The sequence below is a fragment of the Nitrospirota bacterium genome (genome assembly GCA_016235245.1).
In the GTDB taxonomy this organism is placed as follows: domain Bacteria; phylum Nitrospirota; class Thermodesulfovibrionia; order Thermodesulfovibrionales; family UBA6898; genus UBA6898.
Genome location: JACRLO010000034.1, coordinates 17,160 through 35,038 on the forward strand (window position 1 = coordinate 17,160; position 17,879 = coordinate 35,038).

Below are 17,879 nucleotides of genomic sequence, written 5' to 3' on the forward strand. Positions count from 1 at the left end.
ATAGCAGATGCATCTATTCAGGGATATACAGAATAAGTTTGACGAACTCCGTCAACAATTTATCATAGCACTTGGCCTGGTAATCCTTGTAGCCTCATTTGGGACTGCAGGGTATATGCTGATCGAAGGCTGGAACTTTATCGATTCTCTGTACATGACGGTCATAACCCTCGCCAGCGTGGGGTTCAAGGAGATCCATGACCTTTCCCTTTTCGGCAGGCTTTTTACGATCGTCCTTATCATTGGCGGGGTCGGCACCGTGGCCTATGCGATCAGTGCAGGGGCGAAGATTATCCTCGAAGGGGAATTACAGGAAGTATACGGGAGGCGAAGATTGGAAAAGAAGATTAAGGAGCTGAAGAACCATTACATTGTCTGCGGATACGGCAGGATGGGAAAGATCATCTGCCGGGAGCTTCGTGAAAAGAATATCAAGTTCGTGATCGTCGAAAAACAGCCTGATATTCACAAAGACAGTGATGACCTTCTGATCTTTCCCGGTGATGCCACAAAAGATGAGGTATTGAAGGAACTCGGTATAGAAAAGGCAAAGGGCCTTGTTTCCGTGCTCCCGACTGATGCGGAGAACCTCTTTGTCGTTCTGAGCGCAAGGGGTCTCAACCCGGACCTTTTCATTGTCGCCAGGGCCGGAGAGGAAGGCTCCGAAAAGAAGCTTGTGCGGGCCGGTGCGGACAAGGTGGTATCGCCCTATCATATCGGCGGCCTCAGGATCGCCCATACGGTACTCAAACCTGCGGTAGTAGACTTTATTGAATTTGCAACAAAAAGCGGCAACATCGACCTCCAGATGGAGGAAGTATATATTAATGAGACCTCAGAACTTATCGGGAAATCACTTGACGAATGCGGCATCGGAAGGGAGCTTGGGATTATTATCGTAGCTATCAAGAAGCCCAACGGCGAGATGAAGTTCAACCCAACGTTCAAAAGTGCGATAAAAACAGGCGACACGCTCATCGCCCTTGGCGAGAGTTCAAAACTCAAGAATCTTGAAGTGATGGCATCATAGGTTCATCACACCGTAAAACGGAGGACACAATGAAAAAAGCGATATTTCTGATTTTGATCACGCTCATGTTGTCAGGGCTGTCAGGCTGCGGGTACAACACCATGCAGGCCAATGAAGAGGCGGTCAAGGCGGCCTGGGGAGATGTAGAGGCATCATACCAGCGGAGGAACGATCTTATACCGAACCTCGTGGAAGTGGTGAAAGGTTACGCAAAACATGAGAAGGATACACTTCAGGCAGTAACCGAGGCGCGTGCAAAGGTCGGGACTATTCAGGCATCCAAAGATATTCTCAACGACCCCAAGGCCCTGTCACAGTTTCAGGCGGCTCAAGGCGCCATGTCCAGTGCACTCTCGCGCTTAATGGTCGTTGTTGAAAAGTATCCGGACCTGAAGGCGAACCAGAACTTCATGGATCTTCAGCACCAGTTGGAAGGAACAGAAAACAGGATCAATGTTGCCCGCACCCGTTTCAACAAGTCTGTGGAGACCTTTAATGTCTCGATCAGGATATTCCCCAACAGTCTCACAAACTCCATGCTTCTGCACCTGAAACCGCGGGAGGCCTTCAAGGCCGAGGCAGGGGCTGAAAAGGCGCCAAAAGTGGAGTTTAGCAAATAGCAAGAGAGTACAAAAAAATGATGGCTTTATTCCTTAACACCTCCCGTCCTCCCCTTACATTAAGGGGAGGTGGAGGTGGAGTTACCCGCCAAAGGGCAATAATGTGCACTATCGGCTTTACGCTGATAATGTTAGCGCTTGTCATTATTATAGCTCCATCTGCCCATGCCCTTGAAGTCCCGAAGCTGCTGGGACGCGTCAATGACTACGCAGGCATGCTCTCCCCTCAGACTAAGAGCACCCTTGAACAGCAGCTTAAGACAGTTGAGCAGTCTGACTCTACTCAGATCGTTATCGTCACAATCCCTTCTCTGCAGGGAGAGGTGCTGGAACAGTTCAGTATCAAAGTGGCGGAGAAATGGAAGATCGGGCAGAAGGGAAAGGACAATGGCGTCATCCTCCTTGTATCGAAAAACGACAGGAAGATGCGCATCGAGGTCGGCAGAGGGCTCGAAGAAAAGATAACAGACCTGAGGGCCGGCAGGATCATCGATGAGGTGATAAAACCTAGGTTCAAGGCAGGCGATTATGACGGGGGCATCACAGAGGGTATCGCCTCGATCATAGCTGCGTCCAGGGGTGAGTTCAGGGCAGTTCCTCCACCTCAACCTCAGCAGAAACCTCCCGTGCCAGGATCATTTTCAACCATAACTGGTATCCCATGGGGATTTTATGTCCTGGTAATTGTAATATACATCGGCATATTCTTCTTCGGAAAGATATCGGAAATTCTCGGCTCAGGCCTCGGTGCTTTCTTCACACCTCTGGCTGCCGGAATGCTTTCCCTCAATCCATTGGCGAATTTGACCAAGCTCCTGTTTGCGATTCTCGGGCTTGGCATAGGTTATGGCCTCTCGGTAATGGGAACTTCAAAACTCAGAATAGCTCAAGAATACCTGTCCTCTAGATTGATCAGGGAGTCTGGCTCGGGCTCAGGCAGCAGCGGCGACAGCAGTAGCGGCAGCAGCGGAGGTGATTCTGGCGGAGGTGGCGGAGATTTTGGCGGCGGTGGGGCGTCAGGGAGTTGGTAATGAGGGGAAAAATGAAAATATCTTTAATTGTCACAAGCTTTTTGGCCGCTGCACTTCTGTGCCTCGGCCCATATGCCCATGCCCTTGAGGTCCCCAAACTGACCGGGTATATAAATGACTATGGCAGTATGATCTCGCCCCAGGCAAAGGCAACACTTGAACAGGAACTGCGCGCGTTCGAGCAGTCAGACTCAACCCAGATCGTAATCGTCACCATTCCTTCTCTGCAGGGAGAAGTGCTGGAACAGTTCAGTCTCAAGATTGCAGAGGCATGGAAGATCGGCCAGAAGGGAAAGGACAATGGCATCATTTTCCTTGTTTCAAAGGAAGACAGAAAATTACGCATTGAGGTTGGCCGGGGGCTTGAAGGCAAGCTCACAGACCTTATGGCAGGAAGAATCATAGACCTTGTAGTAAAGCCTCGCTTCAAAAGAGGCGACTTTGACGGCGGCTTTCTTACCGGCGTCCATTCCCTGATCGATGCAACAAGGGGCGAGTTCAAGGCAGAACCAGGAGCAACAAAGCGCTCGTCAAAAAAATCAGGGGCTCTTCCTCAACTAGTCACTTTTATCATCTTCGGGGCTATTGCACTTCTTGTTTTGGGAAATTTTTCCCGCCCTCTTTCAGGAGCAGCAGGCGCAGTCGGACTACCGGCGTTAGTCGCAATGCTCCTGACGCCAATAGGGCTGATAGCTGCGTTGATTCTCGCGATCATAGGTCTTCTTATAGGACTGATACTGCCCTCCCTTTTTTCTACAGGGGGCCGTGGTGGTGGGTTTGGCGGCGGATTTTATGGAGGAGGCTTTGGCGGCGGTGGGGGCTTTGGCAGCAGCAGCGGAGGTGATTTTGGTGGTGGTGGCGGCGGTGACTTTGGCGGCGGCGGGAGTTCGGGAGATTGGTGATCTTTACCGGGAGGGTGTGATGAAAATAAAGTCGGAGGCATTTTTTTCAGAGGAAGAGAAAAAGAAGATCGAGGAGACTGTGCAGAGTGTCGAATGCTGCACCATCGGCGAGGTGGCGGTCATGGTCGTTAACAGCAGCGATGAATACCGCGAGGCAACCGTGCTCGGCAGTGTGCTTCTCGGCTCCGGTATCAGCCTGCTTGTATCAGAAGCCTTCCTCCATGCATCGCTCAACTATTTCATCCTCCTCAGTTTTCTCTTCTTCCCTCTCATCTGGGCGCTGTTGAAGTATCTGCCCGTATTAAAGACATCCTTTGTCGGCAGACTCAGACTGGAGGAGGCCGTACGAGAACGGGCATTGAGGGCCTTTTACGAAAAAGGTCTGTACAAAACAAAGGCGAACACAGGCGTACTCTTCTTTATTTCTCTGCTGGAGCACAAAGTATGGGTGCTGGCAGATAAAGGTATTTACGAAAAGATCGATCAGCAGACACTTAATACCTATGCGTTGACGGTTTCCCGTGGCATAAAAGAAGGCAGAGCCTGCGATGCTTTGTGTCAGGCTATCAATGAAGCAGGCAAGATACTCGCTCAGCATTTTCCGCTCACAGCCGGAGATACAAACGAGCTGCCAGATCAAGTTATAACAGAGTAATGATTACACAGAACAGGCAAATCACGGTCAGCTCTGCAGCTAATCCGTCTCGTCACGCAGTCCAAGGCAGTCACGTTCGCAGCGTTGAATGATTTCGAGCATCTCATCCTGAGTAAGGTTATCGATCATGATCTTGCCGTCGTCATCGCGTTTCACATCAGTTATGCCCGGGAAAAACTTCTCGATGCTTTTCATCTCAAGTGTCCGCCTTTTGACCGTTTCAAGAAGCCTTCGGTTCTCCTCCTCCAGGTCAGAGCGTTCAAATGCAGACCGTATTGCAAAAATCAGCTGGAGATCATCCCAAGGTTTGGTAAAGAAACGGTAGATCTCTCCCTCGTTGATCGCCTTCATCGCGGCTTCAATGCTTGCCTGGCCGGTGAGCATAAACCGGATAGTATGAGGATAGAGCCTTTTCGCCTCTGACAGGAATTCCGCGCCAGACATCCCTGGCATCTTCTCGTCTGAAATGATAACCTGAACAGGTTCTTTTGCCAACAACTCAAGCCCTGCCAATCCGCTGATGGCAGAGAATACCTCAAACTCCTCATTTATAAAGGCCCTCTTGAGGGAAGAGATCACGTTTGCCTCATCATCCACTATGAGCAGCTTATGCGCCATATATGCCCCCTTATGGTTTCTTATCATTTGACAGCACCGACTCTGTATTAATGAAGCTCAACCGCTAAGATCATTTTGGCTTCCCGCTTACGCCTTTTACGTAAATACCCGTTTTGGACGGGTCCATGCGATAGTATCTCTGAAGTGCATCGATGATCTTCTGGTTCATTACCACACCGCGGGCAAGGATCAGCAGTCCGGTGCCGCTACGTACGTCCCGCGTAAGCACCATGCCGATGGAGAGTTTTGAAGGATGAATTTCGAGTTCTTCGGAGTGCGCAGCGCCTTGCTTTTCGAGCTCTCCAATCCGCTGTCTAATGATCGGGGCAAGATACTGATAGACCTGTCTGTCATATCGCGTATCCAGATAAAACTCAACATGGTTCATGGCCTTCTGATAATCCTCTGCAGCGATGAAGCCGCTGTTCGCCATCCGGTCAACTGCATCCGCGACTGAGATGATCCGGCTCCCGAGGGGAATTGAAGAACGCTTCAGTCCTTCCGGATAACCTGTCCCGTCCACGCACTCATGGTGGTGACGGATCAGGAGACCGATATCGTGAAAACCCTCAATCGCCTCGACCGCAACCTGCCCACGCACAGGGTGGCGCCGGTACTCAGCAAACTCGATCTCGTTCATCTCTTCTTCCTGCTTCTGGAGAACGACATCGGGGACACCGATCTTGCCGATATCATGCAGCAGTGAAGCTACAAGCACATTGCTCACTTCTTCGCCTGAGAGCTGCATTGATACGGCAATCTGGCGGGCAAGCGATGCCACATTTCTCGAATGGTTTGATACCGACTTCTCACGCATCTCGATCAGTCCCGAGAATGCCTCGATCGACTTCCGGAAGTTCTTTTCGAGTTTCAGGTTCAGCGCCTCAAGGTCCCTGTTCTTGTTCTGGATATCAAGGGTCTGCTCCTGCACCATTACCTCAAGTTGTGTATTCCAGCGCTTCAGTTCATCGTTCTGTTTGGCCGTGAGGTCTGTGAGATACTTGTTCTCCTGCTTCAGACGATAGGTCTCGGCAGCGTCCCTGATCAGCAGGACAAGATCAGCGTCATTCCACGGCTTCGTAATATACCGGTATGCACCTCCCTGGTTAATCGCATTGATTGCGGCATTCACGTCGGCATATCCGGTAAGAACGAGCCTTATGGCCTCCGGCTGAATCTCTCTGGCCAATCCGAGAAATTCAGACCCGCTCATCTCAGGCATACGCTGGTCTGATACGATAACCGCAAAACCATGCTCTTTCATCACCGCAAGCGCCTCTCTTCCCGACAAGGCTGTATAGAACTCATACGGCTCATCAAGAAAAAGACGCTTCAAGGCACGCAGCACATTCTCCTCATCATCGACAAAAAGTATCTTCGGCTTCTCATTACGAAGTGCCTTGTTCGGTTCATCTTCCATAGTTCATGCCTTTCACGCTCTCCACGAATATAATCAGTATCTCCGGATTACCATACAAACAGAATGGTTCCGTTCATGCACAATCTTCCGCAGCCACAAAGATTACGATCACACCTCTTTCTGCAACATCCGTTCCGATCATTCTCATCCTGTCGCCGTTTTGGATATGATATTCCGCAGCGCGGCCGCTGCTCTTCACCGTATCGATAAACTGCAGAATATCCTGAGGGAGGACACTTCTGGCATCGCTGCCGATTATCCCCGTATTCTCCTTGCGGAACGGAGGACATGACGTATTACACATCACAACCATGTCCGTGTTATCGACACCCAAAATGCCGACCGGCATCGCATCGAGAAGAGACTGATGGACAGCCAGCGACTTGCTTCTGAATTCCAGACTCCTCCTCTGTTCCTCAAAGAGCTGCTGGAGCTGCTCGTTCAGCCCGAGAAGTTCTGTATTCTTCTTCGTTAATTCCGCAGAGAGTTCGCTATTTTGTTTGAGCAGGAAGTATCGCTCTATCGAATTGGAAATGGTAATTTTCAACTCATCATCATTCCATGGTTTTGGAATAAATTTATAGATATGACCCTCATTAATCGCAGCGACAATTGAAGAAGCATCAGCGTATCCTGACAGTACAATCCTGACCGTATCGGGCCATCGTTTATACACCTCTCGGAGAAACTCCACACCGTTCATGGAAGGCATACGGTAGTCGGATATGACGAGCTGAACATGCTCCCTTTCAAGAATACTGATGCCCTCTGGCGCAGACAACGCAGTGAAAATCAGGTAATCGTTATCGAGGAAAAGACGTTTGAGCGCATTGAGCACATTCGGTTCGTCATCAACGCAGAGTATCCTTATCTCTTCTTCCATCCTTATCCCTCCACTACAGGTATGCTGACCACAAAGGTGGTCCCTTTGCCGACTTCACTCTCCACTTTGATTTCTCCTTTGTGCTTCTTTACAATATCGTACGTTATGCTTAGTCCCAGCCCTGTTCCCTTGCCCACTTCCTTGGTCGTAAAAAACGGCTCAAAAATACGGTTCAGCATGTCTGCCGGTATCCCGCTTCCGGTGTCAGCTATCGATACGTTGATATACCCGTCTTCTTCCCATGTCCTTATCCGTATCTCTCCCTGTTTTTCTATCGCATGCGCAGCATTAACCAGTATGTTCATGAAGACCTGGTTCATCTGCCCGGGATTGCATTTTGTCTGCGGTATAGATCCATATTCTTTCACTACGGTAGCCTTGTACTTCAGCTCGTTCCAGACGATATTGATGGTGCTCTCAATGCCGGCAGTAATGTCAGCCATCATCAGCTCTGCCTCATCTACCCGCGAAAAATTTTTCAGGTCCCGCACAATTTTTGAGATCCTATTGGCCCCCTCCAATGATTCTGATACCAGACTCCTTATGTCATCCGTGATAAAGTCCACCTTCAGGGTCTTCTTTCGCGCCTCCAGATCTTTCATTACGGTTTCCCTGTCCCTGATGACACACACTTCCCGCGTATCGTCCCCGCCTATCAAAGGAAGGCTGAGGGGGGTTGCAAGTTCTCTAACCGCCTCTCCCTGAACTCGTATAAACTCAGTCAGCCTGTCCACATATTTCTGAAAGGACCCCAGGTTGCTCATGATAAAGCCGGTCGGATTATTTATCTCATGCGCAACTCCTGCAGCAAGCTGCCCAATTGATGCCATCTTCTCCTGCTGGGTGATCTGGGACTGGGCGATCTTCAGCTCATTATAGGCCCGCTCTAGTTCAGCGTGCTGCAGTTCGAGTATATGCATCATGTTATTAAAACTTTCACCGATCTGATAGATAGGATCGGCCGTAGCAAATTTATAGGTAGGGCATTCGGCGCAGTTATCAAACTTATCGGTAAATTCACCCTGGACCCTGCCTCCGCAGAATGTGCCGGCAATCTGCCAGCAGCGCTCTGCAACAGTGCCATGGCACGGACAGTCAGCTTTTCTGCAGTTCATAACCTCATGGCATTTCTTGAGATGAGGATTTGCAAAACGAACGCTAAAATCCTTTTTTAGGGTCACCTGCTGGATCAGCGTTGAAATCTCGTCCAGTGCATTCTGCAGTTTCACCCTGTTTTCTTCAATCTGCGTGTTCGTGATTTCGAGGGCAGCGGTAATATTCTTCATCTCGGTTGTATCGTGAACAGTCACGATACTGCCCTCAAGATTTTCTGCGTCCATGAAGGGATGAGAGTTAAGCTGAAACCAGCGGCCGCTCGTTTCATGGAACAGTTCAGCGCTGCCCTGATACGTGGCATGGCGTGAAAAACCCATCTCGTCAAGCACAGAATCCAGATCTTTCAGGAGTACGCTTTCATAGGTTTTCCGGGAAAACTCCATAAAAACCCTATTGCACCGTTTGATCAGGCCACTACTATCGACAATGACAATCATGTCGCCAGTTGCATCGAAAGAGCTTTCCCATTCCTTTTTTATCGACTCGACTTTCCTGAAGAGTTCGTTCAGCTCCTCGTGTTTCAGCTGAAGCTCTTCTTTCTGCCTCTGCATCTGGCGCTCCCGGATATTCCTCTCGGTAACGTCCCTGATAATACCCTCGATGCCTGCAAAGTTTCCCTGCTCGTCCTCTATGATACGACTTGTTGCCTCCAGATCGATCAAGGTTCCATCGGCCTTCTTAGCAGGAATAGGATATGTCTTAACGATCCCTTCTCTCCTGATCGTTTCAACCATACGTGCCCGGTCTTCGGGGTTTCGCCAATAGTCTGCAGCCTTTCCTCCAAGAATTTCAGAGATGGATCGATAGCCCAGTATATCGGCGCCGGCCTGGTTCATCATGGTAAAAGTCCCAGCTTTGTCTGTTCGGAAGACCATGTCCTGACTGCTGTCAATGAAGCTCTTGAACTGCTCCTCGGTCCTTCTCATTTCCCTGAGTGCCCTGTTCTCTGAAAAGAGTAACGCATAATGGCCCAGCAAGAGCAGGTTTTTAACCCGCAGGACCAGCTCGTGAGGATCAACAGGCTTACCAAGAAAATCATTCGCACCAGACTGCAGGCAGTCTGCTTTAACATTCCCTTCAGTCATTCCGGTCATCATCATGACCGGAATATGCTGGGTCAGCGGATTGCCCTTGAGCATACTGCAGATTTTTATGCCGTTAATGTCCGGCAGAAAGACATCCAGAAGTATAACATCAGGAAGTTCGACTGTGGCCATGGTGAGGCCATCAGATCCGGTAGATGCGGTCAGCACTTCGTAGCCTCTGCTTTTTATGATTCCCGTCAGATAGCCGAGGTTCTGGAGCTCGTCATCTATCACCAGTATCCTGGCTTTATCTTCAATAGAATTTGCCACTCTTCCTCCGATTAAAATCTTATCACAACATACCCAGTTCAGGAATGTATTTAGCCATTTATTCTATTTTCGGAGGTTGCTATTGACTGATTACGAGGCAATCAGCAGTATTTCTTTCGACATTGCTTCTTTTTATCGAACCTATACCTGAAAACAGGTTCGTGTGATTATGCGTCCAGGGCATCTCTCACTGCCCTGAGCAGTTCGTGGGGAGAAATAGGCTTTTTCAGAAGCGGAACTGACACATCCTTAAAACCTCTGTCTGAAAGAATATCGGCAGTGTACCCGCTCATAAGAATCACCTTTGTTTCAGGTGACTGTTCTTTAATGAGCCCGAGCGCATCATGTCCGCTCATGTCTGGCATAATAACATCAAGCAGCATCAAGGCAATATCCTGAGACTGTTTCTTGAATATTTCGATCACTTCAATGCCATTAACAGCCTCGATAACCCGGTAGCCCTGATGCTCCAGAACGACTTTGACAAGCCGTCTGCCTGACTCATCATCTTCGCCGACAAGAATCAGTTCTCCCCTGCCCTTTGCAACAAAATTTCTAATCTCTTTCTCTTCACCAGCAGATTCTGCCGGCACCGCAAGAGGAAGATACACACTGAATGTCGTACCCTGGCCAGGGCTGCTTTGACACTCCAGAAATCCATTATGCTGGGTAACGATTCCATAGATGATCGACAGTCCAAGGCCCGTGCCTTTCCCTACAGCTTTGGTGGTGAAAAATGGCTCAAATATCCGTTCCTGTGTCTCTGCCTCCATCCCCATTCCGGTATCGGTCAGAAGCATCGCCGCATATTTGCCGGGATTGCCAAATCCCTTGAGCGCAATGAATTGTTCATCCATCTTAACGATTTCTGTTTTGAGGGAGAGCGAACCTCCCTTTGGCATGGCATCACGGGCATTGGTGGCAAGGTTCACCACGATCTGTTCGACCTGTCCGGAATCACAGATAATTACCATATTGTCCTGAGATAATTCGATATTCATTCTTATGTCCTCACCGATAATACGGTGAAGCATGGCTGTAATGCTGCGAATAATGTCATTGAGATTTGCAGGTTTCAGTTCAAGATGCTGCTTGCGGCTGAAGGCTAACAGGCCGCGGGTCAGGTATGCCGCCCGGTTTGCCGCACTGGTGATTTCGGAAAGAAACTGCTTTGCTTTTCCGGTCATGGCGGGCATCGTTTCCAGGAGGCCGCCGTAACCGATGATCACGTTCAGGATATTATTAAAATCATGCGCAATGCCGCCGGCAAGAGTTCCAACAGCCTCCATCTTCTGGGATTGAAGCAGCTGCTCACGGAGATGTTCCTTCTCCTGATTAAGCCGTTCATGCTCGGATTCGGCCTTTTTCCTCTCGGTGATGTCCCTGACAATATGGATCAACCCGATAAGCGTACCGCTGCTGTCAAGACGGGGAATCGCCCGGATCTCAACGAACATATTAAGGTGCGGCTCAAACATCTCAAACAATGCCGGTTCCGCGCTCTGAAGACATCCGCAGCTCGGGCATCCATAGGGAGCGTAATCGGTCCCATGATAATAGGAAAAGCATTTCCGGTCGTGCATCTTCTCAAGGAGCGGCAGTCCAAGGATTCTTTCCGCTGCCTTATTGGCCAAAATAATATTGTAGTCCTTGTCATGGACGGTAACCATGTCCGTGATGCTGTTAAACGTATGTTCCCAATCCTGCTGACTCCGGTAAAGCGTTTCTTCAAGCCTTTTCCTCTCGGTTATGTCATGGAGGAGACACTGCATCGACTGCACCTTGCCCTCGACCAAATTGACTGAAGCGCTGCCCTCAACATCGATCACCCTGCCGTCACTGGCTAAAAACTGGCTTTCGAAATGCTCAACAGATGTCCCTAAACTCAGGCGGCTGAAAACGCCCGAACATTTCGACTGACAGTTCGGATGAATGATCTCAAATATCGTCTTGTCCGAGAGATCCTCCATCGTATATCCCATGGTCCGAAGCCAGGCAGGATTTGCATAGATAAAACGTCCATCCGGCGTAATGCTATGGATCATATCAAAGGCGTTCTCGACAACGCTGCGGTATCTCTCTTCGCTCTCCCTGATAGCCTCCTCCGAACGCTTATGATCTGTTATGTCCTGCAGCGTCTCTATGGCAGCAATAATGGCTCCTCTGCCATCGCGAATCGGGGCTGCATCAAAGACAAGATAGCAGTCGTCGCCGTTCAGATGATACCATCCCTCTGCATGAAGTCCATCCGGAGCATGCAAAGATTGAGAGACAGAAGAATACAAAGGAGCAAGGTCTGCCGGAAGGCCTTCAAGAACGATATCCGCCAGGACAGGCCGTGCGTGATCATAAAATGGTTTCCACTGCTTCATGGTTCCAACCATTTCTGCCGCAGGTATCATTGTCAATTCCTCGCATGCCCGGTTCCATATCAGCACCCGGTGCTCTGCATTAAGCACAAATGTGGCAACAGCTGAATTCTGCAGCAAGCTCTCCGTAAACAGCTTCTGCTGTTTGACAATATCCTCGACAGACTTGCGCTCGGTGATATCCCTGATCACGCTCAGGACCATCTTTTGACCGGCATAATCGATTACAATCGCATTTATCTCAACCGGAATGACTCTGCCATCTTTTGCAATATGTGCTGACTCAAATACGGCCTTGCCGGACTCAGTTATCAGTGCCATCCGCTGAGGCACTTGTGCTGCGAATTCCGGAGTGTCAAACTTGGTGACAGATTTTCCGAGCATTTCCTCCCGGCAATATCCAAGGCGCTCATAGGCGGTCCTGTTTACATCCATCAATGTTCCATTCATATCGACGATGAACAGTGAATCATTGGCCGATTCGAAGAAATACCGGAACTTTTCTTCGCTCTTCCTGAGCGCATTTTCGAACTGCTTATGCTCCGTAATATCTTTAAGGATATGCACGGTTCCCTGCAATTGCCCGGCTTTGTCAACAATAGGGTCTGCGGACACCTCAAACCATAGATCACCACTCCTGAGTACGGAACTCTCCCGCTTCAAGGTCTCTCTGCAGATGACAGTCGGACAGGCCTCCCTGTGGCCGCCAAGGCAGATGCAGAGCTCTTTGCATGCATGCCCGATGATCTCCGAAAAGGACTTTTGGGTAAGCACTGCCATTGCCGAATTGCACCGCATAATTCTGCCTTCTGCGTCCAGAAGCGCCACAGCCTCTTTCATGGCATCAAACGTACTACGCCATTCATCATTGGCATTCTGAATTTCCAGCAATGTCTGATCCGGGTCTTTCATGGTATTTCCCCATACAGGCTTTCTCATCATTTTCGGCTCCAGCGCCGGACGGAATTAATAAGCCGGTCTGATTCTAGATAACAGCTTTGCTGACAGCACAAAGCCCGCTGCCGCCTCCCGCTTCACTGATATGCTTCCTGCTTTAGCGTAACAGGAGGAGCAACTGCTTTCCTATCAGGGTAAACCCCTATAGAGCTTCGGCAGCAGAAATAAAGGAATGTGAGCAGGCCTTATTCCGGCTGAACAATACCTGACCTGATGGCATAGCGGACAAGGCTGGCGAGGTCTCGTATGTTAAGCCGGTCCATGATCTGGGAGCGATAGGTCTCTATGGTCTTTATGCTCAGGTTGAGCTTTGCGGCTATTTCTTTGGTGGTATGGCCCTCTGCTATGAGCTGCAGGATTTCCCTCTGACGCGGCGTAAGTGTTTCAAAATGTTTTTCATCTTTTCCTGTTTTTTTCCATGCAGTTTCGATTCTCTCAGGATAATGCTGCGCGAAGTGGTCTGCCACTGTGGTACAAAGATAGATCTTTCCCTTGCAGACAGTCTGTATTGCTCCTTCTAGCTCAGAGATTTTGGCATCCTTCAGAATATATCCCAGGGCACCTGACCTGAGGGCCTGAAGTACATATTCATCATCAGCATGCATGGAAAGGATGATAATGCGTGTGCCAGGACATTCCTTCACTGCACGGGCAGTCACCTCAAGCCCGTTTATGCCCGGCATGGATATATCGACAAACGCGATATCCGGCAGCAGTTCACGGATAAGCCGCAGGGCCTCATGGCCGTCAGCAGCTTCTGCAATGACTTCAACTCCTTCGATCTTCTGAATGAGGGCCCGGAAGCCGGCCCGTACAAGCGCATGATCGTCGGCAAGAAGAATGCGCATCTTTTGCTTACACCGGCGGAAGCGGGAAGTATGCGGAGACCGTTGTCCCCCTTCCCGGCTCCGATTCTATGGACAATCTGCCTCCGGCCAAAACAGCACGTTCGTGCATACCCAAAAGGCCGAAGCTCTGCCCTTTCACCGACCGGTCAAAGGAGGGTTGCAGGTCAAACCCGAGTCCGTTATCCTGCACCGACAGTTCGACCGCATCATCACTGCGCCTCAGACGTATGGTAATCTTTTTTGGCTGAGCATACCTTACCGCATTGCTCAGCGCTTCCTGGGCTATGCGGAAGCAGGCTGTTTCCAGTTCAGCAGGAAGGCGGTCAGTATGAGCATCTGAAACCAGCTCTGAAGAGATGCCGGCAGGCCGGGCTGTCCGATCAAGCAGCCATCCCAGGGCAGCAGCAAGTCCCAGGTCATCCAGAAGCGACGGCCTGAGATTAAGGGAGAGATTTCTCACTCTCTGTATGGCGTGGTCTACACTGACGATGCTCTGCTGCAGCATCCGGGCAGACTCTCTTTCATCAGGCGACAGTTCAAGAGACTGAAGGCTGAGCTTAACGGCAGTAAGGGCCTGGCCGATATCATCATGCAGCTCGCGAGCAATATGCCTGCGCTCAAGTTCAAATTTTTCGAGCAGACCATGGGAAAGGGTCTGCAGTTTATGTTCTGCCTCCCGGCGCTGCAGGATTTCCTGCTCAAGCTCGCGAATTTTTTCATCGAGCTTGCTCGCAACAACCTTGCCGTAGAGCCGCAGATTCTCGTCCGCCACCTTCTCCTCATACTGCCCTTCGTCTACTGACTTCTTCACCCGGAATTTAGTATGGATCTCATGCCAGAGCTGCCACGGCTGCATCGGCTTCAGCAGATAGGCGTCAGCTCCAAGAGAGAGGGCCAGATCAGCATCCTGTTCACCAATATAGTTGCCGGAATAAAAGAGAAACGGGATATCCTTAGTGCCTGCATTGCGCTTTATCTCCATGAGCATCTGAAAGCCGTCCATGGTGGGCATAAGCGAATCAGAGATGATCATATCAAAACTGTCAGCCAGCGCTCTTTCGATACCTTCCCTGCCATCAGCAGCCTCTGTCACCACGCAGTCGTGGCTCTGCAGCAGATGCCTGAGATAGGTGCGTGACTCTTCATGATCATCAACGATAAGAATGTTCATTGGATAGTCACACAAGGAACGCAGACCAGAAGAAAAAGGAAAAATCGCAAACGCGGGGCAGGCCGAATCTCCACAAACCGTTTTGCAGATGTTATCACCATCTCATTTTGTACCGTAGGCGGACATAAAAGCAATCATCGCAGCGGCGGATAAGAGAGGCCGGAGGCTTATCTGCCCCCGGCCCGGTCAGGCAGAACTATTTGCCGCCGGCAACAAGCTTCAGTTTTTCCTCGATAGCTGAGGGCGCACCGGAGATCTTCATGAATGTCCCCATGGTAAGGTCAGGGAAGTCGAGCGCAATGCGGAACTTGCCATGCAGCATGTACACCTTTCCGCCAGAGACCACCATTTCGTAGGGAAGATGCGCAGTATGTTTCGGTTCGCTGATATCGATGACCGGCATGATCGTTCTGTCCGCGCCTTCGCCTTCTGTTATACCAAGGCCAAAGACCGTTTCCTTCTTGTCAGCAAGGTCCACCCGATAGACCTTTGAAGAGCCGCCTTTACGGGCAGCGAGGTTCGCCTCCACTGCCTTGAGCGCCTCCTCCTGTGAATTATGAGAAGCAAGCAGAACCTGGTCCTCAAAGTATGGCATCATCACCATGTAATGATAAGAACGAAGCTTTGCCGCGCTCAACCCTTTTTTAGACCCGAAAGCAGATTTCTTGCCAAGCGCTTTTTCCAAAGAGACGGCTACGTCAGCAAGCGAGTCCTTCATCTGATACGCCTGGGCAAAATAAAGCGGGTTCGTATAGGAGACCTCGATATCGCCGCCCTTCTCGGTCAGAGCGACACGGGAGATTGCACCATAAGCGCCAAATTCTGATTTGGCCGCGTTCTTTCGTAGTGAGTCACTGGTCACCACGATGACATGAGCGCCTTTATAGGGTGAATATTCACCGACGGTCTGAAAGCCCTGCTGGAGAAGGCTGGACTTCACCTCATCCTTCTTCTTCTCAAGAGTACCCGATCCTGATGATGCGAGCACGTAGGGCTTCAGCATCTCATCTGCACAGGCAATACCAAAAAACATGACCATTCCCACAACAGATGCCAGAATCATTGCAACAGTCTTTTTATTCATGATTACCTTCCTTTTCTTGCCAGTTACAGGCAACTAACGCAGATTTTCGATCTCGCTCAGCTGAAATACTTCTTGATCTCGCCCTCGATCATGCTGTACGGCACGACAAACGGCTTGTCCTTAATCGTAATGTGTATCTCGCTCCCCGAAACGGCGAAATATTCTCCCTTGATCGGGCCCATGACAGAGTTGCCCTGAAAAACCCCTTTTTCAGCGTCACCGACAAACGTGCCGCCGCTGCCGGTTATCGCAGATTCGACCCTTGCAAGCACTGAAGAAATGTCATTATTGATTGCCACGGCAAATTTATGTGCCATTGTCTCCCTCCATATTTATAGTATACCATGCAATCTGAAAGAGCCTTGCTTTGACCTGCGGCTGAAAACTGATAAACTGGAAGAAATACGAGCATTCTCCCCGGGAGGTTGGGCATGACGCGAAAGATAAAGAAGATCTGGAAGAGCAGGCCTACGATCGAAGGCGCAGGGGTGCACCTGAAGCGTGCATTTGGATACTCCCAGGTCCCTCAACTCGACCCATTTCTGCTTCTCGACAATTTCCATTCAGACATCCCTGGCCAGTATCTTGCGGGCTTTCCGTGGCACCCTCACCGCGGCATCGAGACGATCACCTATGTTCTGCATGGCCGGGTCGAACATGGAGACAGTATGGGAAACAGAGGCATGATTTCTCCGGGAGACGTGCAGTGGATGACCGCTGGAAGCGGTATCGTCCATCAGGAAATGCCGAAGGGCGGCAAGGATGACCTCCTCTGGGGCTTCCAGCTCTGGGCAAACCTTCCGGCAAAAGAAAAGATGATGGACCCGCGTTACCGCGAGGTGAAAAGGAGTGAGATACCCGAGATAACGCTGGCCTCAGGTACAGCGGTCAAGGTTATCTGCGGAACAGTGGGCAGCGTCACTGGCCCGGTAAGGGACATTGTGACCGACCCGGAATACCTGGATGTTTCTGTCCCCGCCAACACGACCTTCACCCATCGCGTATCATCAGGGCATACGGTCTTAGCCTATATTGCAGAAGGGAGCGCCTATTTTGACGAGGAGCGCAACGCCTTTTCCCGTGAGGTGATAGGCAGCAACTATTTCGATTACAAGCGCGGCTGCAAAGGCGTGCCTGAAGACCTGATCCTCTTTGAACACAAGGGGGATCAGATTACCGTCACGACAGAAGGCTCAGCAGTTCGCTTTCTCCTGATCTCAGGCAGGCCGATAGGTGAACCGATCGCCTGGTATGGCCCAATTGTGATGAATACGCAGGAGGAACTTCAGATAGCCTTTGAAGAATACGAAAAAGGAACGTTTATTAAACACCGGTGAGACTGATAAACAGGAAGAAGTTACGAATTCACTTCGAAGATAAACTCTATTTCAACCGGTGAATTCATCGGCAGAATATGCACGCCGACCGCAGCGCGGGCATGCAATCCTGCTTCCCCGAATACCTCGCGCAGAAGATCAGATGCGCCGTTGATAACCTTGGGTTGATCAGTAAAATCCTGAGCTGAGGCAACAAAACCGGTCACCTTGACGCATCTCTTCAGGGAATCAAGACTGCCGCTTGCCGCTTTCAGGACAGCGATGGCATTGATCGCAGCCCTGCGCGCAGCCTGTACCGCTTCATCGAGAGAAACCGTTTCACCAACCCTGCCGGAATAAAGAAGCTTCCCCCTTTCAAGCGGCAGCATGCCGCTGAGATAGATCAGATTTCCTGTCCTTACAAAGGGAACATATGAGCCAAGCGGCTGCGGCAGATCAGGAAGGTCGATGCCAAGACCCTTAAGTCTTTCTTCCGGTGACATC

General features: G+C 50.3%; 16 protein-coding genes. 6 read left to right on the forward strand and 10 right to left on the reverse strand.

Annotation, left to right across the window (positions count from 1 at the left end; all coding sequences use genetic code 11):
- Nucleotides 1-7: 7 nt before the first annotated feature.
- From HZB31_13570 to HZB31_13590, 5 genes are all read left to right on the forward strand, one after another.
- Nucleotides 8-1,030, forward strand: coding sequence for an NAD-binding protein (locus HZB31_13570; protein ID MBI5848948.1), 1,023 nt, complete (start codon nt 8-10; stop codon nt 1,028-1,030).
- A gap of 29 nt (nt 1,031-1,059) precedes the next feature.
- A complete protein-coding gene (locus HZB31_13575) occupies nt 1,060-1,650 on the forward strand; it encodes a LemA family protein (protein MBI5848949.1) in 591 nt (196 codons plus the stop codon).
- Nucleotides 1,651-1,751: 101 nt separating this feature from the next.
- Entirely contained in the window at nt 1,752-2,681 is a 930-nt protein-coding gene (locus HZB31_13580) for a TPM domain-containing protein (GenBank protein ID MBI5848950.1), read from the forward strand.
- Between the two features lie 11 nt (nt 2,682-2,692).
- Nucleotides 2,693-3,583 (forward strand): TPM domain-containing protein, encoded by an 891-nt coding sequence (locus tag HZB31_13585; protein ID MBI5848951.1) that lies wholly within the window; start codon nt 2,693-2,695, stop codon nt 3,581-3,583.
- Between the two features lie 19 nt (nt 3,584-3,602).
- The gene (locus HZB31_13590) at nt 3,603-4,238 is read left to right on the forward strand and encodes a hypothetical protein (protein MBI5848952.1); all 636 of its coding nucleotides are present in this window, start codon (nt 3,603-3,605) and stop codon (nt 4,236-4,238) included.
- A gap of 39 nt (nt 4,239-4,277) precedes the next feature.
- Here HZB31_13590 and HZB31_13595 read toward each other — a convergent pair whose 3' ends face one another.
- The 9 genes from HZB31_13595 to HZB31_13635 all read right to left on the reverse strand — a co-directional run bounded on the left by HZB31_13595 (nt 4,278) and on the right by HZB31_13635 (nt 16,376).
- Complete coding sequence (locus HZB31_13595; GenBank protein ID MBI5848953.1) at nt 4,278-4,856, reverse strand: response regulator; 579 nt, start codon at nt 4,854-4,856, stop codon at nt 4,278-4,280.
- 70 nt (nt 4,857-4,926) lie between these two features.
- Nucleotides 4,927-6,276, reverse strand: a complete 1,350-nt coding sequence (locus HZB31_13600; GenBank protein ID MBI5848954.1) for an HD domain-containing protein — start codon at nt 6,274-6,276, stop codon at nt 4,927-4,929.
- Nucleotides 6,277-6,349: 73 nt separating this feature from the next.
- Complete coding sequence (locus tag HZB31_13605) at nt 6,350-7,159, reverse strand: response regulator (protein ID MBI5848955.1); 810 nt, start codon at nt 7,157-7,159, stop codon at nt 6,350-6,352.
- 2 nt (nt 7,160-7,161) lie between these two features.
- Complete coding sequence (locus HZB31_13610; GenBank protein ID MBI5848956.1) at nt 7,162-9,630, reverse strand: response regulator; 2,469 nt, start codon at nt 9,628-9,630, stop codon at nt 7,162-7,164.
- Nucleotides 9,631-9,797: 167 nt separating this feature from the next.
- Entirely contained in the window at nt 9,798-12,941 is a 3,144-nt protein-coding gene (locus HZB31_13615) for a PAS domain S-box protein (protein MBI5848957.1), read from the reverse strand.
- A 200-nt stretch (nt 12,942-13,141) separates the two neighbouring features.
- Nucleotides 13,142-13,804 (reverse strand): response regulator transcription factor, encoded by a 663-nt coding sequence (locus HZB31_13620; protein MBI5848958.1) that lies wholly within the window; start codon nt 13,802-13,804, stop codon nt 13,142-13,144.
- Nucleotides 13,805-13,811: 7 nt separating this feature from the next.
- Entirely contained in the window at nt 13,812-14,975 is a 1,164-nt protein-coding gene (locus HZB31_13625; GenBank protein ID MBI5848959.1) for a response regulator, read from the reverse strand.
- Nucleotides 14,976-15,171: 196 nt separating this feature from the next.
- Entirely contained in the window at nt 15,172-16,059 is an 888-nt protein-coding gene (locus HZB31_13630; protein ID MBI5848960.1) for a hypothetical protein, read from the reverse strand.
- Nucleotides 16,060-16,115: 56 nt separating this feature from the next.
- On the reverse strand, nt 16,116-16,376 hold the full coding sequence (locus HZB31_13635) for a hypothetical protein (GenBank protein ID MBI5848961.1): 261 nt from the start codon (nt 16,374-16,376) through the stop codon (nt 16,116-16,118).
- 114 nt (nt 16,377-16,490) lie between these two features.
- On the opposite strand from HZB31_13635, the gene HZB31_13640 reads away from it, so the two are divergent.
- Complete coding sequence (locus HZB31_13640) at nt 16,491-17,396, forward strand: pirin family protein (GenBank protein ID MBI5848962.1); 906 nt, start codon at nt 16,491-16,493, stop codon at nt 17,394-17,396.
- A gap of 20 nt (nt 17,397-17,416) precedes the next feature.
- On the opposite strand, the gene HZB31_13645 is transcribed toward HZB31_13640, so the two are convergent.
- Nucleotides 17,417-17,878, reverse strand: coding sequence for a RidA family protein (locus tag HZB31_13645; GenBank protein ID MBI5848963.1), 462 nt, complete (start codon nt 17,876-17,878; stop codon nt 17,417-17,419).
- Nucleotide 17,879: the final 1 nt, after the last annotated feature.